A 15,344-nucleotide genomic window follows, 5' to 3' on the forward strand; every position below is an offset into this window, starting at 1 on the left:
ATAGAGAATGAGTAGCGTAGATATTAATGTTCCTGACCTCCCTGAGTCTGTCGCCGATGGTTCGGTAGCAACCTGGCACAAAAAACCGGGTGATAGCGTCAAACGCGATGAAGTGTTGGTTGAGATTGAAACAGACAAAGTGATTCTGGAAGTTCCGGCCAGCCAGGACGGTATTTTGGATGCCATTTTGGAAGACGAAGGTGCCACTGTGACTTCGCGTCAAGTGTTGGGTCGCATTCGCCCAAGTGACAGCTCTGGCCTGCCGACCGAAGAAAAAAGCCAAAGCACCGAGTCCACTCCTGCTCAGCGCCAAACCGCCAGCCTGGAAGAAGAAAGCAACGATACTCTCAGTCCGGCGATCCGTCGTCTGATTGCAGAACACTCTCTTGATGCTTCCGCCATTAAAGGCAGTGGTGTGGGTGGTCGTATCACGCGTGAAGATATTGATAACCATTTGGCAACGCGTAAATCAGCACCCGCTGCCGTGGAAACCAAAGTTGAAGCTGCCGCACCGGTTGCCGCACTTGCTGGCCGCAGCGAAAAACGTGTGCCGATGACGCGTCTACGTAAACGTGTTGCCGAGCGTCTGCTGGAAGCTAAAAACAGCACCGCAATGCTGACTACGTTTAACGAAATCAACATGAAGCCAATCATGGATCTGCGCAAGCAGTACGGCGAGGCTTTCGAGAAGCGTCACGGTGTGCGCCTGGGCTTTATGTCCTTCTATATCAAGGCGGTGGTTGAAGCGCTGAAACGCTATCCAGAAGTGAATGCTTCTATCGATGGCGAAGATGTGGTGTACCATAATTATTTTGATGTCAGTATTGCTGTTTCTACCCCACGCGGTCTGGTTACCCCAGTATTACGTGATGTAGACACCATGGGCATGGCTGATATTGAGAAGAAAATCAAAGAATTGGCTGTAAAAGGCCGTGACGGCAAATTGAAAGTTGAAGAACTGACTGGCGGTAATTTCACAATTACCAATGGCGGCGTATTCGGCTCATTGATGTCGACTCCGATCATTAACCCACCACAAAGCGCAATCCTTGGTATGCATGCTATCAAAGACAGGCCAATGGCGGTCAATGGTCAGGTAGTGATCCTGCCAATGATGTATCTGGCACTGTCCTACGACCACCGGTTGATCGATGGCCGCGAATCCGTTGGCTATCTGGTGACGGTGAAAGAGATGCTGGAAGATCCAGCTCGCTTACTGCTGGATGTATAAAAAAGATAAATAACAAGGCCAGCCTGATTGCAAGGTGTTGATAACCTGCCTCCGCGCAATCAGGCTACCTGGTAGGCTTCGGCCCAACTCAGACCTTATATGGATAGAACATCATGAATTTACACGAATATCAGGCAAAACAACTGTTTGCTCGGTATGGCATGCCAGCACCAACTGGCTACGCTTGTACCACACCGCGTGAAGCAGAAGAAGCCGCATCTAAAATCGGTGCTGGCCCGTGGGTGGTTAAATGTCAGGTACATGCTGGTGGTCGCGGTAAAGCGGGCGGCGTGAAACTGGTTAACAGCAAAGAAGATATTCGTGCTTTCGCTGAACAGTGGTTGGGTAAAAAACTGGTCACTTACCAGACAGATGCCCATGGTCAACCGGTTCACCAAATCTTGGTTGAAGCGGCAACTGATATCGATAAAGAGCTGTATCTGGGTGCGGTTATTGACCGTAGCTCCCGTCGTGTGGTGTTTATGGCATCCACCGAAGGCGGCGTTGAAATTGAAAAAGTGGCCGAAGAAACACCGGAACTGATCCATAAGGTTGCGTTGGATCCATTGACTGGCCCGCAGCCTTATCAAGGTCGCGAACTGGCATTCAAACTGGGCTTAACCGGTAAGCAAGTGGCTCAGTTCACCAAGATCTTTATGGGGCTGGCGACGCTGTTCCTGGAACGTGATTTGGCGATGGTTGAAATAAACCCGCTGGTTATCACCAAACAGGGTGATCTGGTTTGTTTGGATGGCAAACTGGGTGCCGATGGTAACGCCTTGTTCCGTCAACCAGAATTGCGTGAAATGCGTGACAAATCTCAGGAAGACGAGCGCGAAGCGCAGGCCGCACAGTGGGAGCTGAACTATGTCGCCTTGGATGGCAACATTGGTTGCATGGTAAACGGTGCCGGTTTGGCAATGGGTACTATGGACATCGTGAAACTGCACGGTGGTGAACCAGCTAACTTCCTTGATGTGGGGGGCGGTGCCACTAAAGAGCGCGTGACTGAAGCGTTCAAAATCATTTTGTCTGATGACAAAGTGAAAGCAGTTTTCGTTAATATCTTCGGCGGGATTGTCCGTTGTGACCTGATTGCTGACGGCATTATTGGTGCAGTTGAAGAAGTGGGTGTCAACGTGCCAGTGGTGGTTCGTCTGGAAGGGAATAACGCCGAGCTGGGTGCCAAGAAACTGGCAGACAGCGGTTTGAATATCATTGCTGCGACCAGCCTGACAGATGCGGCTCAGCAAGTTGTAGCGGCAGTGGGGGCTAAATAATGTCTATTTTAATTGATAAAAACACCAAAGTTATTTGCCAGGGTTTTACCGGTAGCCAAGGGACTTTCCACTCCGAACAAGCTATTGCTTATGGCACAAAAATGGTGGGCGGTGTGACGCCAGGCAAAGGTGGAACCCAGCATTTGGGCCTGCCAGTGTTCAATACCGTACGCGAAGCAGTAGAAACGACCGGTGCGACTGCATCTGTTATCTACGTTCCTGCGCCGTTCTGTAAAGACTCGATTCTGGAAGCTATCGACGCAGGTATCAAATTGATTATCTGCATTACCGAAGGCATCCCGACTCTGGATATGCTGGTGGTCAAAGTCAAACTGGAACAGTCTGATGCGCGGATGATCGGCCCGAACTGCCCAGGTGTTATCACCCCAGGTGAATGTAAGATTGGTATTATGCCAGGTCACATCCACTTGCCAGGCAAAGTGGGTATCGTTTCCCGCTCCGGCACACTGACCTATGAAGCAGTAAAACAAACGACTGATATCGGTTTCGGTCAGTCAACTTGTGTTGGAATCGGTGGTGACCCGATCCCAGGATCTAACTTTATCGATATCCTGAAGTTGTTCCAGGAAGATCCACAAACTGAAGTCATCGTAATGATCGGTGAGATCGGTGGTAACGCGGAAGAAGAAGCGGCTGCTTATATTAAAGAGCACGTGACCAAACCTGTGGTGGGTTATATCGCGGGTGTGACTGCACCTAAAGGTAAGCGTATGGGCCACGCAGGTGCCATCATTGCCGGTGGTAAAGGAACAGCGGATGATAAATTTGCTGCTCTGGAAGCTGCGGGTGTGAAAACCGTCCGTAGTTTGGCTGAAATCGGCAATGCCGTGAAAGCTGTTTACCAAAGTAATAAATAGCATCGAGTGCACTGGTTTCAGTGCTAGTTCGACACCTCAGGCCACCTTGCGGTGGCCTGAGGTTAATGACAAGTAACATAGTGAGTGAAGGGTTTACCGCACCTCGGGGCACTCCGGTCGCTTACGCGACTACGACCCCAACGGCACGATTCCCCTTCATTTGACTTTGAGAGCACTCTGAGGCCACCTAGCGGTGGCCTTTTTAATATCTGATCAGAACTTATTTAACGCGGTAATTAATGCAATATCAGTTTGAGCCTGTTGTTTGGCCTGTTCACTGCTTGCTGGGGTGACTTGCTGGTGCAATGTTGCTAACGCCGCCTCATAGCTGGCTTTATCTTTAAATATCTTATCTTTGACATTAATGGATGCAATGTTGGTATAGCGGCCATCAGCCGTCGCGGGCACAGCAAGGGTGCCGTTATTAATCAGTTGCTTAACAATCTGCCGCTCTTTCTCGTAGCCTTCCAATCCCACTAAATGCCAGCGCTGTTGCAGCTTGCCCTCATATTTACCCGTCTTAACATCAGTCAGATAACGAATAGTCAGATTACGGATAGTGCCGGCTTCCTCTCCATATTGGGCTTTACTGTCTGATAGCACTGGGAATGTTTGTCCCTCGAGCACGCCACCTTTTTGCGTCAAATGCCCCATTCGATAGCTGTTCATGCCCAGATGAATTGGCGTAGTATCCGTAACGGGCGTGCCGTCATTGAGGCGCAGGTCGGTGATACGTGAGCCGACTGGCTGACGTAAATCAATGGTGTAAGTCACGCCGTCAAAGAAATCATTGGTGGAATATTTGGAGGCGCGGCGCTGAGGGTTAAAGCTGTAGGTCACATCCCCTGGCTTAACCTGGTTAAAGTAATCAGCCGACCATTCCATATATTGCTTCAGTTCTTTGCCCGTCAGAGCATAAACGGTAATTTCCCCACCGGCATATTGATAGTTAAATGCAATGTCTTTAGCTGTGATATCACCCACATCCATTTTTGGCCGGTCATTATCAATCTGCAAGGCAATGATTTGCGCCTGCGGAGCGTAATAATGGGCGGCTTCTTGATATAGTGCGCTGATGCCAGTGTCTTGCACATGGACTTGCGGAATGCCTTTAATCTCATCCGGCGGGACTAAATTCGTGCCACTTAGTTTTGCAATCACACGATTAGCATTGGCGCGTAAAATGTCGTGGTAAGGCTGATAGAGTGATTCCAGTGATTTATCGGACTCAATGCCTTTGATAGGGTAGGTGTAACTGTCTTTGTCTATCAGATGGTATTTTCCATCTCGCTGTTCAAATTTCAGGTCAATACGTGACAGAGCACGACCATATTTATCTGGCTCAGTGATAATGACACCATTCACCACGGCCTTATCAATCTTCACATGCATATGACCTGCGACGATGGCGGCAAGCTCAGGGTTGGCCTGAGCTATATCACCAACACCGGTTCCAGGGCGCTGATTTTCATTATCAATCCCCATATGCGCGACCAGAACAATAGCATCGACCTGTGGCTGGATCTGCTGAATGACCTTTTTCACTTCCTGTACCGGATCAGTAAAATGGATGCCATTGATGCGATCCGTGCCCTGTGCAAACTCGGCAGTCATGGGGGTGTCCATGCCGATAATGCCGATTTTAACCCCTTGGCGTTCAATGATTTTATAGGAGGGGAGATAAGGTTTGCCTGAATCCCAGAAGATATTACCCGCCAGCGCAGTGCCATCAAATTGCTTGAGCGAGGTAGAAAGGGCTTTTAAGCCAAAATCAAATTCGTGATTGCCCATCACCCATGCATCATATTTTAAGGCATTGAAGCCCAGTATCATCGGGCTAATAGGCTCATTTTTAAAGGTTTCGACAAAGTTACCCTGGATGGTATCTCCGGCATCCACCAAAATAATATTCGGCTGTTCGGCGCGTATTTTATGCACTTTGGTGGCAATTTGACTCAAACTGCCAGCCAAGTTCTCGCTGTCACTGGCGTAGTCCCATGGCACAAAGGTGCCGTGCAGGTCAGAGGTTCCCAAGATGGTGATATCAACTTGTTGAGCGGCGAGAGCGGGGGTACTGATACAGAGTAAAGTGGTGAGTGCTATTTTTTTCATCGTAGAGGATTCAATCTTTTATAATGTTATAGCACTTCATCATGCAACAAAATGGCAACACTTGCGAACGCTTCCCTCAGGATGAACTACTATATTGATATAAAACTTGGAAATGTGATTTAACTCACTCTGAAAATAATAAATTTAAACGTTAACCTGGATCGCATAATAAAGATGTAATAAAGCATTAGCTAAACGATAAAATTACATTTTATTAACAGCAATGGATTATATAAAAACAATCGAACTTTTAATTAACATGAGAAAGAATTAATTGTTCTAAATCAACTTTTGAATATGGCAATAATGTTCATATGGGCTTAAATTGTTCTGGATCAAATTACGGCGTGATAGGCGAATGGCCTATTTATTGACCTGTATCCAGAACTCGAAGCTGGGTCACGTAAAATCCTATTTATTGTGTGGGATTAGAAGCGTACTATTACCGCGGTGTAATACTGGGTAGTTGATATTGTTATTTTTGTTGTGTTTTTTTGGGCATTCACTGCGGGTAATTACTAAACTTCCAATATAGCGGAGGTCAAGTTGCCGCAAGTCGGAGTCTTCCTGCGAGGAGCAAGGAGTCAAGATGTTTGATATTGTCGAACTGTCACGGTTACAGTTTGCCTTAACGGCGATGTACCATTTCTTATTTGTCCCACTAACGCTGGGTATGGCGTTTATGTTGGCAATTATGGAATCGGTTTATGTGCTGTCTGGCAAACAAATCTATAAAGATATGACCAAGTTCTGGGGTAAGTTATTTGCGATTAACTTTGCCCTGGGTGTTGCCACTGGTCTGACTATGGAGTTCCAATTCGGGACTAACTGGTCATATTTCTCTCATTACGTCGGTGACATCTTCGGTGCCCCTCTGGCAATCGAAGGTTTAATGGCGTTCTTCTTAGAATCTACCTTCGTTGGTCTCTTCTTCTTCGGTTGGGATCGTCTGAGTAAACACCAGCATTTGGCCGTAACCTGGCTGGTGGCGTTAGGCTCTAACTTCTCTGCGCTGTGGATCTTGGTTGCGAATGGCTGGATGCAAAACCCGATTGCATCTGACTTCAACTTTGAAACCATGCGTATGGAAATGCTGAGCTTCTCAGAATTGGTGCTAAACCCAGTTGCTCAGGTGAAATTTGTTCACACTGTTGCAGCAGGTTATGTCACCGGCGCGATGTTTGTTCTGGGTATCAGTTCTTACTATCTGTTGAAAGGCCGTGATATTCCGTTCGCCAAGCGTTCCTTTGCTATTGCTGCAAGTTTTGGTTTGGCTGCCGTCTTGTCTGTTATCGTGCTGGGTGATGAATCCGGTTATGAAATGGGTGACGTACAGAAAACCAAACTGGCTGCAATTGAAGCTGAATGGGAAACTCAGCCACCTCCGGCTGCATTTACGTTGTTTGCTATCCCAAATCAGGAAACCATGGAGAACCGATTTGCGGTTCAGATTCCATTCGCCTTGGGGATAATTGCGACGCGTTCACTGGATACACCTGTTATCGGTCTGCGTGACTTGATGTCTCAGCACGAAGTCCGTATCCGTAATGGTATCCAGGCATACAGTCTGCTGGAAAAATTACGTGCAGGTAATACTGATCCTGCCGTGCGTGAAGCATTCAGTAAGACCAAGCAAGATTTGGGCTACGGTCTGTTGTTGAAGCGTTATACACAAAACGTAACGGATGCCACTGAAGAACAAATTCAGTTAGCCGCCAAAGACTCTATTCCACGTGTTCTGCCGCTGTACTTCGCTTTCCGCATCATGGTGGCTTGTGGCTTCCTGATGTTACTGATCATCGGCCTGTCGTTCTATAACGTGGTTCGTGGTCGGATTGGTCAGAAGAAATGGCTATTACGCGCTGCCCTGTTCGGTATTCCGTTACCGTGGATTGCAGTGGAAGCAGGTTGGTTTGTGGCGGAGTATGGCCGCCAACCATGGGCCATCGGTGAAGTGCTACCGACAGCAATCGCAAACTCATCGGTCACCGCCGGGGATATTCTGTTCTCCATGGGGTTGATTTGTGGTTTGTACACGCTGTTCCTGGTGGCAGAAATGTACCTGATGTTCAAATTCGCGCGCCTTGGGCCTAGCAGCCTGAAAACTGGCCGCTATCATTTTGAACAGCCGACTGCCCCAGTGCAGGAAGCACGGTAAACAGGAGTCCACTTATGTTTGATTATGAAGTATTACGATTTATCTGGTGGCTGCTGATCGGTGTGCTGCTGATTGGTTTCGCAGTCACCGATGGTTTCGATATGGGTGTCGGTATCCTGCTGCGTATCATCGGTAAGAATGATACAGAACGTCGTATTATGATTAACTCGATTGCCCCCCACTGGGATGGTAATCAGGTTTGGCTGATAACTGCGGGTGGGGCACTGTTTGCTGCCTGGCCAATGGTGTATGCAGCGGCATTCTCCGGCTTCTATATTGCGATGATTCTGGTGTTGGCTGCATTGTTCTTCCGCCCGGTCGGTTTTGACTACCGTTCTAAGCTGGAGAACAACCGCTGGCGCAACATGTGGGACTGGGGCATTTTTGTCGGTAGCTTCGTGCCTGCGGTGGTGTTCGGTGTGGCGTTCGGTAACTTGCTGCAAGGTGTGCCGTTCCATATGGACAGCTACATGCGCCTGTTCTACACCGGTAACTTCTTCCAGTTGTTGAACCCGTTTGGCTTACTGGCGGGTGTGGTCAGCTTAACCATGCTGGTGACTCAAGGTGCGACTTACTTGCAAATGCGCACCCGTGGTGAGTTACACCTACGTGCCCGTGCTGCTGCGCAGATTTCTGCTTTGGTGATGGGCGTCGCCTTCCTGCTGGCCGGTATCTGGTTAGTTAAAGGTATTGATGGTTTTGTTGTGACTTCAGTATTGGATACAGCAGCTGAATCTAACCCGATGCGTAAAGAAGTTGCTCATCAGGCAGGTGCGTGGTTGATTAACTTCAACAAGTATCCAAGCCTGTGGGCGCTGCCAGCACTTGGCGTGATTCTGCCACTGTTCACCATCTTGTTGTCGCGCTTTGAAAAAGGGGCTTGGGCCTTCGTATTCTCATCACTGACTATTGCCTGTGTGATCCTGACGGCTGGGGTAACGATGTTCCCATTTGTCATGCCGTCAAGCACAGTGCCAAATGTCAGCTTGACAATGTGGGATGCGACATCTAGCCTGTTAACGCTGAAAGTGATGACTGTTGTTGCGATAATCTTTGTTCCTATCATCCTGATTTACACCAGTTGGTGTTACTACAAGATGTTCGGACGTATTGATAAAGACTTTATCGAAAACAACAAGCATTCACTGTACTAAGGAGCATAAAGCATGTGGTATTTTGCCTGGATTCTAGGGACACTTCTGGCCTGCTCCTTTGGTATCATTACTGCTCTGGCGTTGGAGCAGAGTGAGGCCAATGCAGCAGCGAAAGCCGCTAATAATGGCAAAGATGATGTTGTCCGATAAGCTATACGATCTGATGGATAAGGGCCCGTTACGGGCCCTTTCACTGGTGCTCGCATTTGCTGTGGCTTTCTGTGTGTTCTGGGACCCTTCGCGTTTTGCGGCGGCGACCAGCTCACTTGAAGTCTGGCAAGAGGTCTTTATTGTGTGGGCCGTGTGTACCGGTGTGATTCATGGCGTAGGTTTTCGTCCCAAACGGATGTGGTTGCGTGCTTTTTTCTCACCACTTCCAGCAATTGTGATCTTGGGCGCGGGATTATTCTACTTTTTTGTCTAATCTGGTCTCGTTTCGCCTAATCTGAACACAATCTCTCCTTATGGGCCACCCGGCCCATAATTATTTTCGTTCTATTCTCGCAAGTGATTCCAAAGCTTAACGCTCTTCAGTATAGTGTGTCCGTTAACTGCATTACTGGGAAGTAGAGTGAGTAATACGTTGTTTCGATGGCCGGTTCGTGTCTACTTTGAAGACACTGATGCAGGTGGCATGGTCTACCATGCACGCTACGTTGCCTTTTACGAAAGGGCGCGCACTGAAATGTTGCGCCAACGCAATTTTCACCAGCAGCAATTGCTCAGTGAGCATGTCGCTTTCGCTGTCCGCCGCATGACGGTAGAATACCTGGCACCTGCACGTCTGGATGATATGCTGGAAGTTCAGAGTGAAATTACCGCAATGCGTGGGGCTTCTCTCACGTTTGCTCAACGAATTCTCGACTCACATGGCAATCTTCTGAGTAGTGCAGAAGTATTGATCGCATGTATCGATCCACACCAAATGAAGCCAAGAGCGCTTCCTAAGTCTATTGTCGCGGAGTTTAAGTAGTGGCTGACATGAACATTCTGGATTTATTCCTACAGGCAAGCCTATTCGTTAAGCTTATCATGCTGGTATTGATGGGCTTTTCTATTGCTTCATGGGCGATCATCATTCAGCGAACGCGTATTCTGAATGCTGCCACCCGCGATGCAGAGGCTTTCGAAGACAAATTCTGGTCCGGTATTGAGCTGTCTCGCCTGTATCAAGAAAGTCAGGCTCGCCGTGATACGCTGGGTGGTTCCGAGCAGATCTTCCATTCCGGATTTAAAGAGTTTGCTCGTTTACATCGCGCAAACAGCCATGCGCCTGAAGCCGTCATTGATGGTGCTTCCCGTGCCATGCGCATTTCTATGAATCGTGAATTGGAAGCGCTGGAAACTCATATTCCTTTCCTTGGTACTGTTGGTTCCATCAGCCCGTATATCGGCCTGTTTGGTACAGTATGGGGGATTATGCACGCCTTTATTTCTCTGGGTGCAGTCAAACAGGCGACATTACAAATGGTCGCACCAGGTATTGCTGAAGCACTGATTGCCACGGCAATCGGTCTGTTTGCCGCTATCCCTGCTGTTATGGCTTATAACCGCCTGAATCAGCGTGTGAATAAACTTGAACAAAACTATGACAACTTCATGGAAGAGTTCATTGCTATTCTGCATCGCCAGGCTTTTGCCAGCGCCGAGAGCAAATAAGTAGGGGGTTGTATGGCGCGAGTACGTGGTCGTAAACGGCGCGAGCTTAAGTCTGAAATTAACATTGTTCCCTTGCTCGACGTCTTATTGGTGCTATTGCTGATTTTTATGGCGACAGCACCGATTATCACGCAAAGCGTTGAGGTGGACTTACCTGATGCGACGGATTCCAAAACGGTCTCCAGCGATGATAATCCTCCGGTGATTGTCGAAGTATCAGGTGTCGGTCAATATTCGCTGGTTATTGATCATCAGCGGATGGAGCAACTGCCATCAGAACAAGTGGTGGCAGAGGCTCAGGCAAGGTTGAAATCGAATCCGAAAACTGTATTTCTGATCGGCGGCGCGAAAGAGGTTCCTTATGATGAAATCATTAAGGCCCTTAATATGCTGCATCAGGCTGGAGTGACATCGGTGGGCTTAATGACTCAACCGATATAAATTTGCGTTGATATTGGTTGGATTGATAATCAGTCCGGCCAGTAGATACCCTGTTTTTGGCAGTTCCGTTTTTTAGCAATAGATCGCGGACATCGAGTGTGGAAATCGAGCGTGGGTAAGGCAACCGAGCAAAATGATAAGCTGAATCGCGCTGTTATAGTGTCGGTGGTTCTGCACATCATATTGATTGCCCTGTTGATTTGGGGCTCTCTGACGCAGACGACTGAAATGGGCGGCGGCGGTGCTGGCGGCGAAGTTATTGACGCCGTTATGGTCGATCCGGGCGCAGTGACAGAGCAGTATAACCGTCAGCAACAGCAGCAGACGGACGCTAAACGCGCGGAGCAGCAACGCCAAAAGAAAGCTGAACAGCAAGCTGAAGAATTACAGCAAAAGCAGGCAGCAGAACAGCAACGCCTGAAAGAATTGGAAAAAGAGCGTCTGCAAGCGCAGGAAGATGCGAAGCAGGCGGCTGAAGAACAGAAAAAACAAGTAGCTGAACAGCAGAAACAGGCCGCTGAGCAACAGAAAGCTGCCGCTGCCGCCGCTGCAAAAGCGAAAGAAGAGCAGAAGCAAGCCGAGGCCGCTGCAGCGCAAGCTAAAGCAGAAGCCGATAAGCTGGTGAAAGCACAGGCAGAAGCACAGAAAAAAGCTGAAGCCGAGGCCAAAAAAGAGGCTGCTGTGGCCGCTGCGGCGAAGAAACAAGCTGATGCTGATGCGAAGAAAGCCGCAGATGCTGCTGAAAAGGCTGCAACAGCCGCCGCTGAAAAGAAAGCAGCAGCTGATGCTGAGAAGAAAGCTGCCGCGGATGCTAAAAAAGCCGCTGCCGCTGAGGCCAAGAAGAAGGCTGCCGCAGAAGCCGCAGCGGCAACAGATGTTGATGATTTATTTGGTGGTCTGGCTAATTCCAAGAATGCGCCGAAAAGTGGTTCCGGTGCAGGTGCTGCTGCTGCCGGTAAAGGTGGCGGCAAGAAGAGTGGGGCGTCAGCAGGTGATATCAGCGGCTATTTGGGCCAGGTCACTGCTGCAATCCAAAGTAAATTTTATGATGCCGATCTTTACAAAGGTCGCACCTGTAATCTGCGAATTAAACTGGCACCAGATGGTCTATTAATTGATGTTACACAGGAAGGGGGCGATCCGGCACTGTGCCAGGCGGCTATCGCTGCGGCGAAACTCGCTAAAATACCTAAACCGCCAAGTCAGGATGTGTATGAGGTGTTTAAGAATGCTCCGCTTGTATTTAAGCCTCAATAAGGTTTGATTGACAGGGTATAATTCTGTTAATCAACCGTGGATCATGTAGTTTTGTTTGCGTTGGTTTGTTAAAATTCTGCTAATTATCGCGGGCATCCCGCTCGGATAAGGGAGATAAGATGAAGCAGGCATTTCGAGTTGCGCTAGGCTTTTTAGTATTATGGGCTTCTGTTTTACACGCAGAAGTTCGAATTGAGATTACCCAAGGGGTAGACTCTGCTCGTCCGATCGGCGTTGTTCCATTCAAATGGATGGGGCCAGGTACACCACCGGAAGAGATTGGCGCGATCGTTGGCGCGGATTTGCGCAATAGTGGCAAATTTAACCCAATTGATGCGGCGCGTATGCCACAACAACCTTCTACCGCAGCTGAAGTCACCCCTGCGGCCTGGACTGCGCTCGGTATTGATGCCGTGGTGGTGGGGCAAGTTCAGCCGGGTGCTGATGGCAGCTATGTGGTTTCTTACCAGTTAGTGGATACTTCTGGTGCGGCTGGTAGCGTTTTGGCGCAAAATCAGTATAAAGTGACCAAACAATGGTTACGTTATGCCGCGCATACCGCCAGTGACGAAGTATTTGAAAAACTGACTGGCATTAAAGGGGCTTTCCGTACCCGTATTGCTTATGTTGTGCAAACCAACGGTGGCAAGTTCCCACATGAATTGCGGGTTTCTGATTACGATGGTTACAACCAGTTTGTAGTTCACCGTTCTCCAGAGCCTTTGATGTCACCAGCCTGGTCTCCAGATGGTAGCAAAATTGCTTATGTTACTTTTGAGAGTGGCAAATCAGCACTGGTTATTCAGACGCTGGCAAATGGTGCAATCAGACAAGTGGCTTCATTCCCACGTCATAACGGTGCACCCGCCTTCTCACCAGACGGCACTAAACTGGCCTTCGCTTTGTCTAAAAGCGGTAGCTTGAACTTGTATGTTATGGATCTCGCCTCTGGCCAAATTAGCCAGGTGACTGATGGCCGTAGCAATAACACTGAACCAAGCTGGTTCCCGGATAGCCAGAACCTGGCCTATACCTCGGATCAGGGTGGTCGTCCACAAGTGTATAAAGTGAATATTAATGGCGGTGCGCCACAGCGAATCACGTGGGAAGGTTCTCAGAACCAGAACGCAGATGTGAGCCCTGATGGTAAATTCCTGGTATTGGTTAGTTCCAATGGTGGGGGACAACACATCGCCAAACAGGATCTGGTAACGGGAGCCGTTCAAGTGTTAACGGACACGTTCCTGGATGAAACGCCTAGTATCGCGCCTAACGGCACCATGGTTATCTATAGCTCGACACAAGGGCTGGGAGCCGTGTTACAGCTGGTCTCGACTGATGGGCGTTTCAAAGCGCGTCTTCCGGCAACTGATGGACAGGTCAAATTTCCTGCCTGGTCGCCGTATCTGTGATGCATGTGTAAATACGTATGTATGGCAAACTATAAAAAAGGATCAAAGAGATGCAACTGAACAAAGTGCTAAAAGGGCTAATGTTGGCTTTGCCAGTTCTGGCTGTAGCAGCTTGTAGTTCCAACAAAAGCGCAAATAATGACCAATCTGGCATGGGCGCTGGCACTGGTACAGAAAACGGCAGCAACCTGTCTTCCGAAGAGCAAGCGCGTCTTCAGATGCAAGAACTGCAAAAGAACAATATCGTTTACTTCGGTTTCGATAAATACGATATCGGTTCTGACTTCGCTCAAATGCTGGATGCACATGCTGCATTCCTGCGTAGCAACCCATCTTACAAAGTTGTTGTTGAAGGCCACGCGGATGAACGCGGTACGCCAGAATACAACATCGCGTTGGGCGAGCGTCGTGCAAACGCAGTGAAAATGTATCTGCAAGGTAAAGGCGTTTCTGCTGACCAAATCTCTATCGTTTCTTACGGTAAAGAAAAACCAGCAGTACTGGGTCATGACGAAGCCGCATTTGCTAAAAACCGTCGTGCAGTTCTGGTTTACTAAGAGAATCGCATGAACAGTAACTTCAGACGTCACTTAGTGGGTCTGTCGTTACTGGTTGGCGTAGCGGTCCCATGGGCCGCTACTGCCCAAGCGCCAATCAGTAATGTCGGCTCCGGCTCGGTAGAAGATCGAGTCACTCAACTTGAGCGTATTTCTAACGCTCACAGCCAGCTATTAACTCAACTTCAGCAACAACTGTCAGATTCGCAACGCGATGTAGATAGTTTACGCGGTCAGATCCAAGAAAATCAGTATCAGCTCAATCAAATTGTTGAGCGGCAAAAACAGATCTACCAGCAGATGGATAGTCTGAGCGGTGGTCAGGGGGCGTCTACTTCAACGCCTGCGGCTGCTGGCGCTGCGACAGATAATGCAGCGACTGGAAGTTCTGATACTGCCGCCGCAGGCGCAGCAGCAGCCACAGCGGCACCTGCAGCCAGTACTGGTGATGAAAACAGCGATTATAATGCAGCGGTTTCTCTGGCTCTTGAGAAAAAGCAATACGATCAAGCGATCACTGCTTTCCAGGGCTTTGTGAAACAGTATCCAAAGTCGACTTACCAACCTAACGCCAATTATTGGTTAGGACAGTTGTATTACAACAAAGGTAAGAAAGACGATGCCGCATATTATTATGCTGTTGTAGTAAAGAATTATCCAAAGTCTCCAAAAAGTTCAGAAGCGATGTTTAAAGTTGGGGTGATCATGCAGGATAAAGGCCAAAGCGATAAAGCGAAGGCGGTTTATCAACAAGTGATCAAGCAATATCCCAACACTGATGCTGCTAAACAGGCACAGAAACGTTTATCTGCTCTTTAGCCTTTTTCGAGCCCAGAAATCGGTCTTATTGACTAATTTCTGGGCTTTGGCGAGCGAAGAACAAGCAGTTAGACGTCTTTACAGAAATTTAAGTTGCACTGTGAAGAGAAATTAGTAATATATGCCGCCGTTGCCAAGACAACTTGTAAAACGTTAAAGCAACAGGAAATTATGGTTCGTAGTAAACATAATGGGTCGTTAGCTCAGTTGGTAGAGCAGTTGACTTTTAATCAATTGGTCGCAGGTTCGAATCCCGCACGACCCACCATTATGTTTTACAGTAAAGAGTAAGCAGTACCGCATGACAGCGGGTCGTTAGCTCAGTTGGTAGAGCAGTTGACTTTTAATCAATTGGTCGCAGGTTCGAATCCCGCACGACCCACCAT

Annotated in this window: 15 protein-coding genes and 2 tRNA genes; 16 read left to right on the forward strand and 1 reads right to left on the reverse strand. The window is 48.5% G+C overall.

Going from position 1 to position 15,344, the window contains the following annotated elements:
* Window positions 1-7: 7 nt before the first annotated feature.
* From odhB to sucD, 3 genes are all read left to right on the forward strand, one after another.
* Complete coding sequence (gene odhB / locus HU019_RS01220; RefSeq protein WP_174849795.1) at window positions 8-1,231, forward strand: 2-oxoglutarate dehydrogenase complex dihydrolipoyllysine-residue succinyltransferase; 1,224 nt, start codon at window positions 8-10, stop codon at window positions 1,229-1,231.
* Window positions 1,232-1,344: 113 nt separating this feature from the next.
* Window positions 1,345-2,511 carry an ADP-forming succinate--CoA ligase subunit beta gene (gene sucC, locus HU019_RS01225; RefSeq protein WP_005165485.1) on the forward strand — a complete coding sequence of 389 codons (1,167 nt, stop codon included), beginning with the start codon at window positions 1,345-1,347 and terminating at the stop codon, window positions 2,509-2,511.
* Window positions 2,511-3,389 carry a succinate--CoA ligase subunit alpha gene (gene sucD, locus HU019_RS01230; RefSeq protein ID WP_005165487.1) on the forward strand — a complete coding sequence of 293 codons (879 nt, stop codon included), beginning with the start codon at window positions 2,511-2,513 and terminating at the stop codon, window positions 3,387-3,389. The genes sucC and sucD overlap by 1 nt, the downstream gene beginning before the upstream one ends.
* 213 nt (window positions 3,390-3,602) lie before the next feature.
* Here sucD and HU019_RS01235 read toward each other — a convergent pair whose 3' ends face one another.
* A complete protein-coding gene (locus HU019_RS01235) occupies window positions 3,603-5,501 on the reverse strand; it encodes a bifunctional metallophosphatase/5'-nucleotidase (protein ID WP_174849796.1) in 1,899 nt (632 codons plus the stop codon).
* 589 nt (window positions 5,502-6,090) lie between these two features.
* Here HU019_RS01235 and cydA point away from each other — a divergent pair.
* The 13 genes from cydA to HU019_RS01300 all read left to right on the forward strand — a co-directional run bounded on the left by cydA (window position 6,091) and on the right by HU019_RS01300 (window position 15,343).
* Window positions 6,091-7,659 (forward strand): cytochrome ubiquinol oxidase subunit I, encoded by a 1,569-nt coding sequence (gene cydA, locus HU019_RS01240; protein WP_174849797.1) that lies wholly within the window; start codon window positions 6,091-6,093, stop codon window positions 7,657-7,659.
* Window positions 7,660-7,673: 14 nt separating this feature from the next.
* Window positions 7,674-8,813 (forward strand): cytochrome d ubiquinol oxidase subunit II, encoded by a 1,140-nt coding sequence (gene cydB / locus HU019_RS01245; protein ID WP_077174344.1) that lies wholly within the window; start codon window positions 7,674-7,676, stop codon window positions 8,811-8,813.
* A gap of 12 nt (window positions 8,814-8,825) precedes the next feature.
* Window positions 8,826-8,963: a cytochrome bd-I oxidase subunit CydX gene (gene cydX / locus HU019_RS01250; RefSeq protein WP_005165495.1), complete on the forward strand. Its 138-nt coding sequence runs from the start codon at window positions 8,826-8,828 to the stop codon at window positions 8,961-8,963.
* A complete protein-coding gene (gene ybgE, locus HU019_RS01255) occupies window positions 8,950-9,237 on the forward strand; it encodes a cyd operon protein YbgE (protein ID WP_050077798.1) in 288 nt (95 codons plus the stop codon). The genes cydX and ybgE overlap by 14 nt, the downstream gene beginning before the upstream one ends.
* Window positions 9,238-9,384: 147 nt before the next feature.
* Entirely contained in the window at window positions 9,385-9,786 is a 402-nt protein-coding gene (gene ybgC, locus HU019_RS01260; protein ID WP_174849798.1) for a tol-pal system-associated acyl-CoA thioesterase, read from the forward strand.
* Window positions 9,786-10,472 (forward strand): Tol-Pal system protein TolQ, encoded by a 687-nt coding sequence (tolQ, locus tag HU019_RS01265; RefSeq protein WP_004393307.1) that lies wholly within the window; start codon window positions 9,786-9,788, stop codon window positions 10,470-10,472. The genes ybgC and tolQ overlap by 1 nt, the downstream gene beginning before the upstream one ends.
* 12 nt (window positions 10,473-10,484) lie before the next feature.
* Complete coding sequence (tolR, locus tag HU019_RS01270; protein ID WP_004393306.1) at window positions 10,485-10,913, forward strand: colicin uptake protein TolR; 429 nt, start codon at window positions 10,485-10,487, stop codon at window positions 10,911-10,913.
* Window positions 10,914-11,024: 111 nt separating this feature from the next.
* Entirely contained in the window at window positions 11,025-12,170 is a 1,146-nt protein-coding gene (gene tolA, locus HU019_RS01275; RefSeq protein ID WP_174849799.1) for a cell envelope integrity protein TolA, read from the forward strand.
* A 119-nt stretch (window positions 12,171-12,289) separates the two neighbouring features.
* Window positions 12,290-13,582 (forward strand): Tol-Pal system beta propeller repeat protein TolB, encoded by a 1,293-nt coding sequence (tolB, locus tag HU019_RS01280; RefSeq protein WP_174849800.1) that lies wholly within the window; start codon window positions 12,290-12,292, stop codon window positions 13,580-13,582.
* A 50-nt stretch (window positions 13,583-13,632) separates the two neighbouring features.
* Window positions 13,633-14,139, forward strand: a complete 507-nt coding sequence (pal, locus tag HU019_RS01285; RefSeq protein ID WP_005278500.1) for a peptidoglycan-associated lipoprotein Pal — start codon at window positions 13,633-13,635, stop codon at window positions 14,137-14,139.
* 9 nt (window positions 14,140-14,148) lie between these two features.
* Window positions 14,149-14,958, forward strand: a complete 810-nt coding sequence (gene cpoB / locus HU019_RS01290) for a cell division protein CpoB (protein ID WP_005165506.1) — start codon at window positions 14,149-14,151, stop codon at window positions 14,956-14,958.
* A 192-nt stretch (window positions 14,959-15,150) separates the two neighbouring features.
* Window positions 15,151-15,226: transfer RNA gene (locus HU019_RS01295), tRNA-Lys, on the forward strand.
* Between the two features lie 41 nt (window positions 15,227-15,267).
* Window positions 15,268-15,343: transfer RNA gene (locus tag HU019_RS01300), tRNA-Lys, on the forward strand.
* Window position 15,344: the final 1 nt, after the last annotated feature.

This window comes from Yersinia artesiana, assembly GCF_902726545.1.
GTDB classification, from domain to species: domain Bacteria; phylum Pseudomonadota; class Gammaproteobacteria; order Enterobacterales; family Enterobacteriaceae; genus Yersinia; species Yersinia artesiana.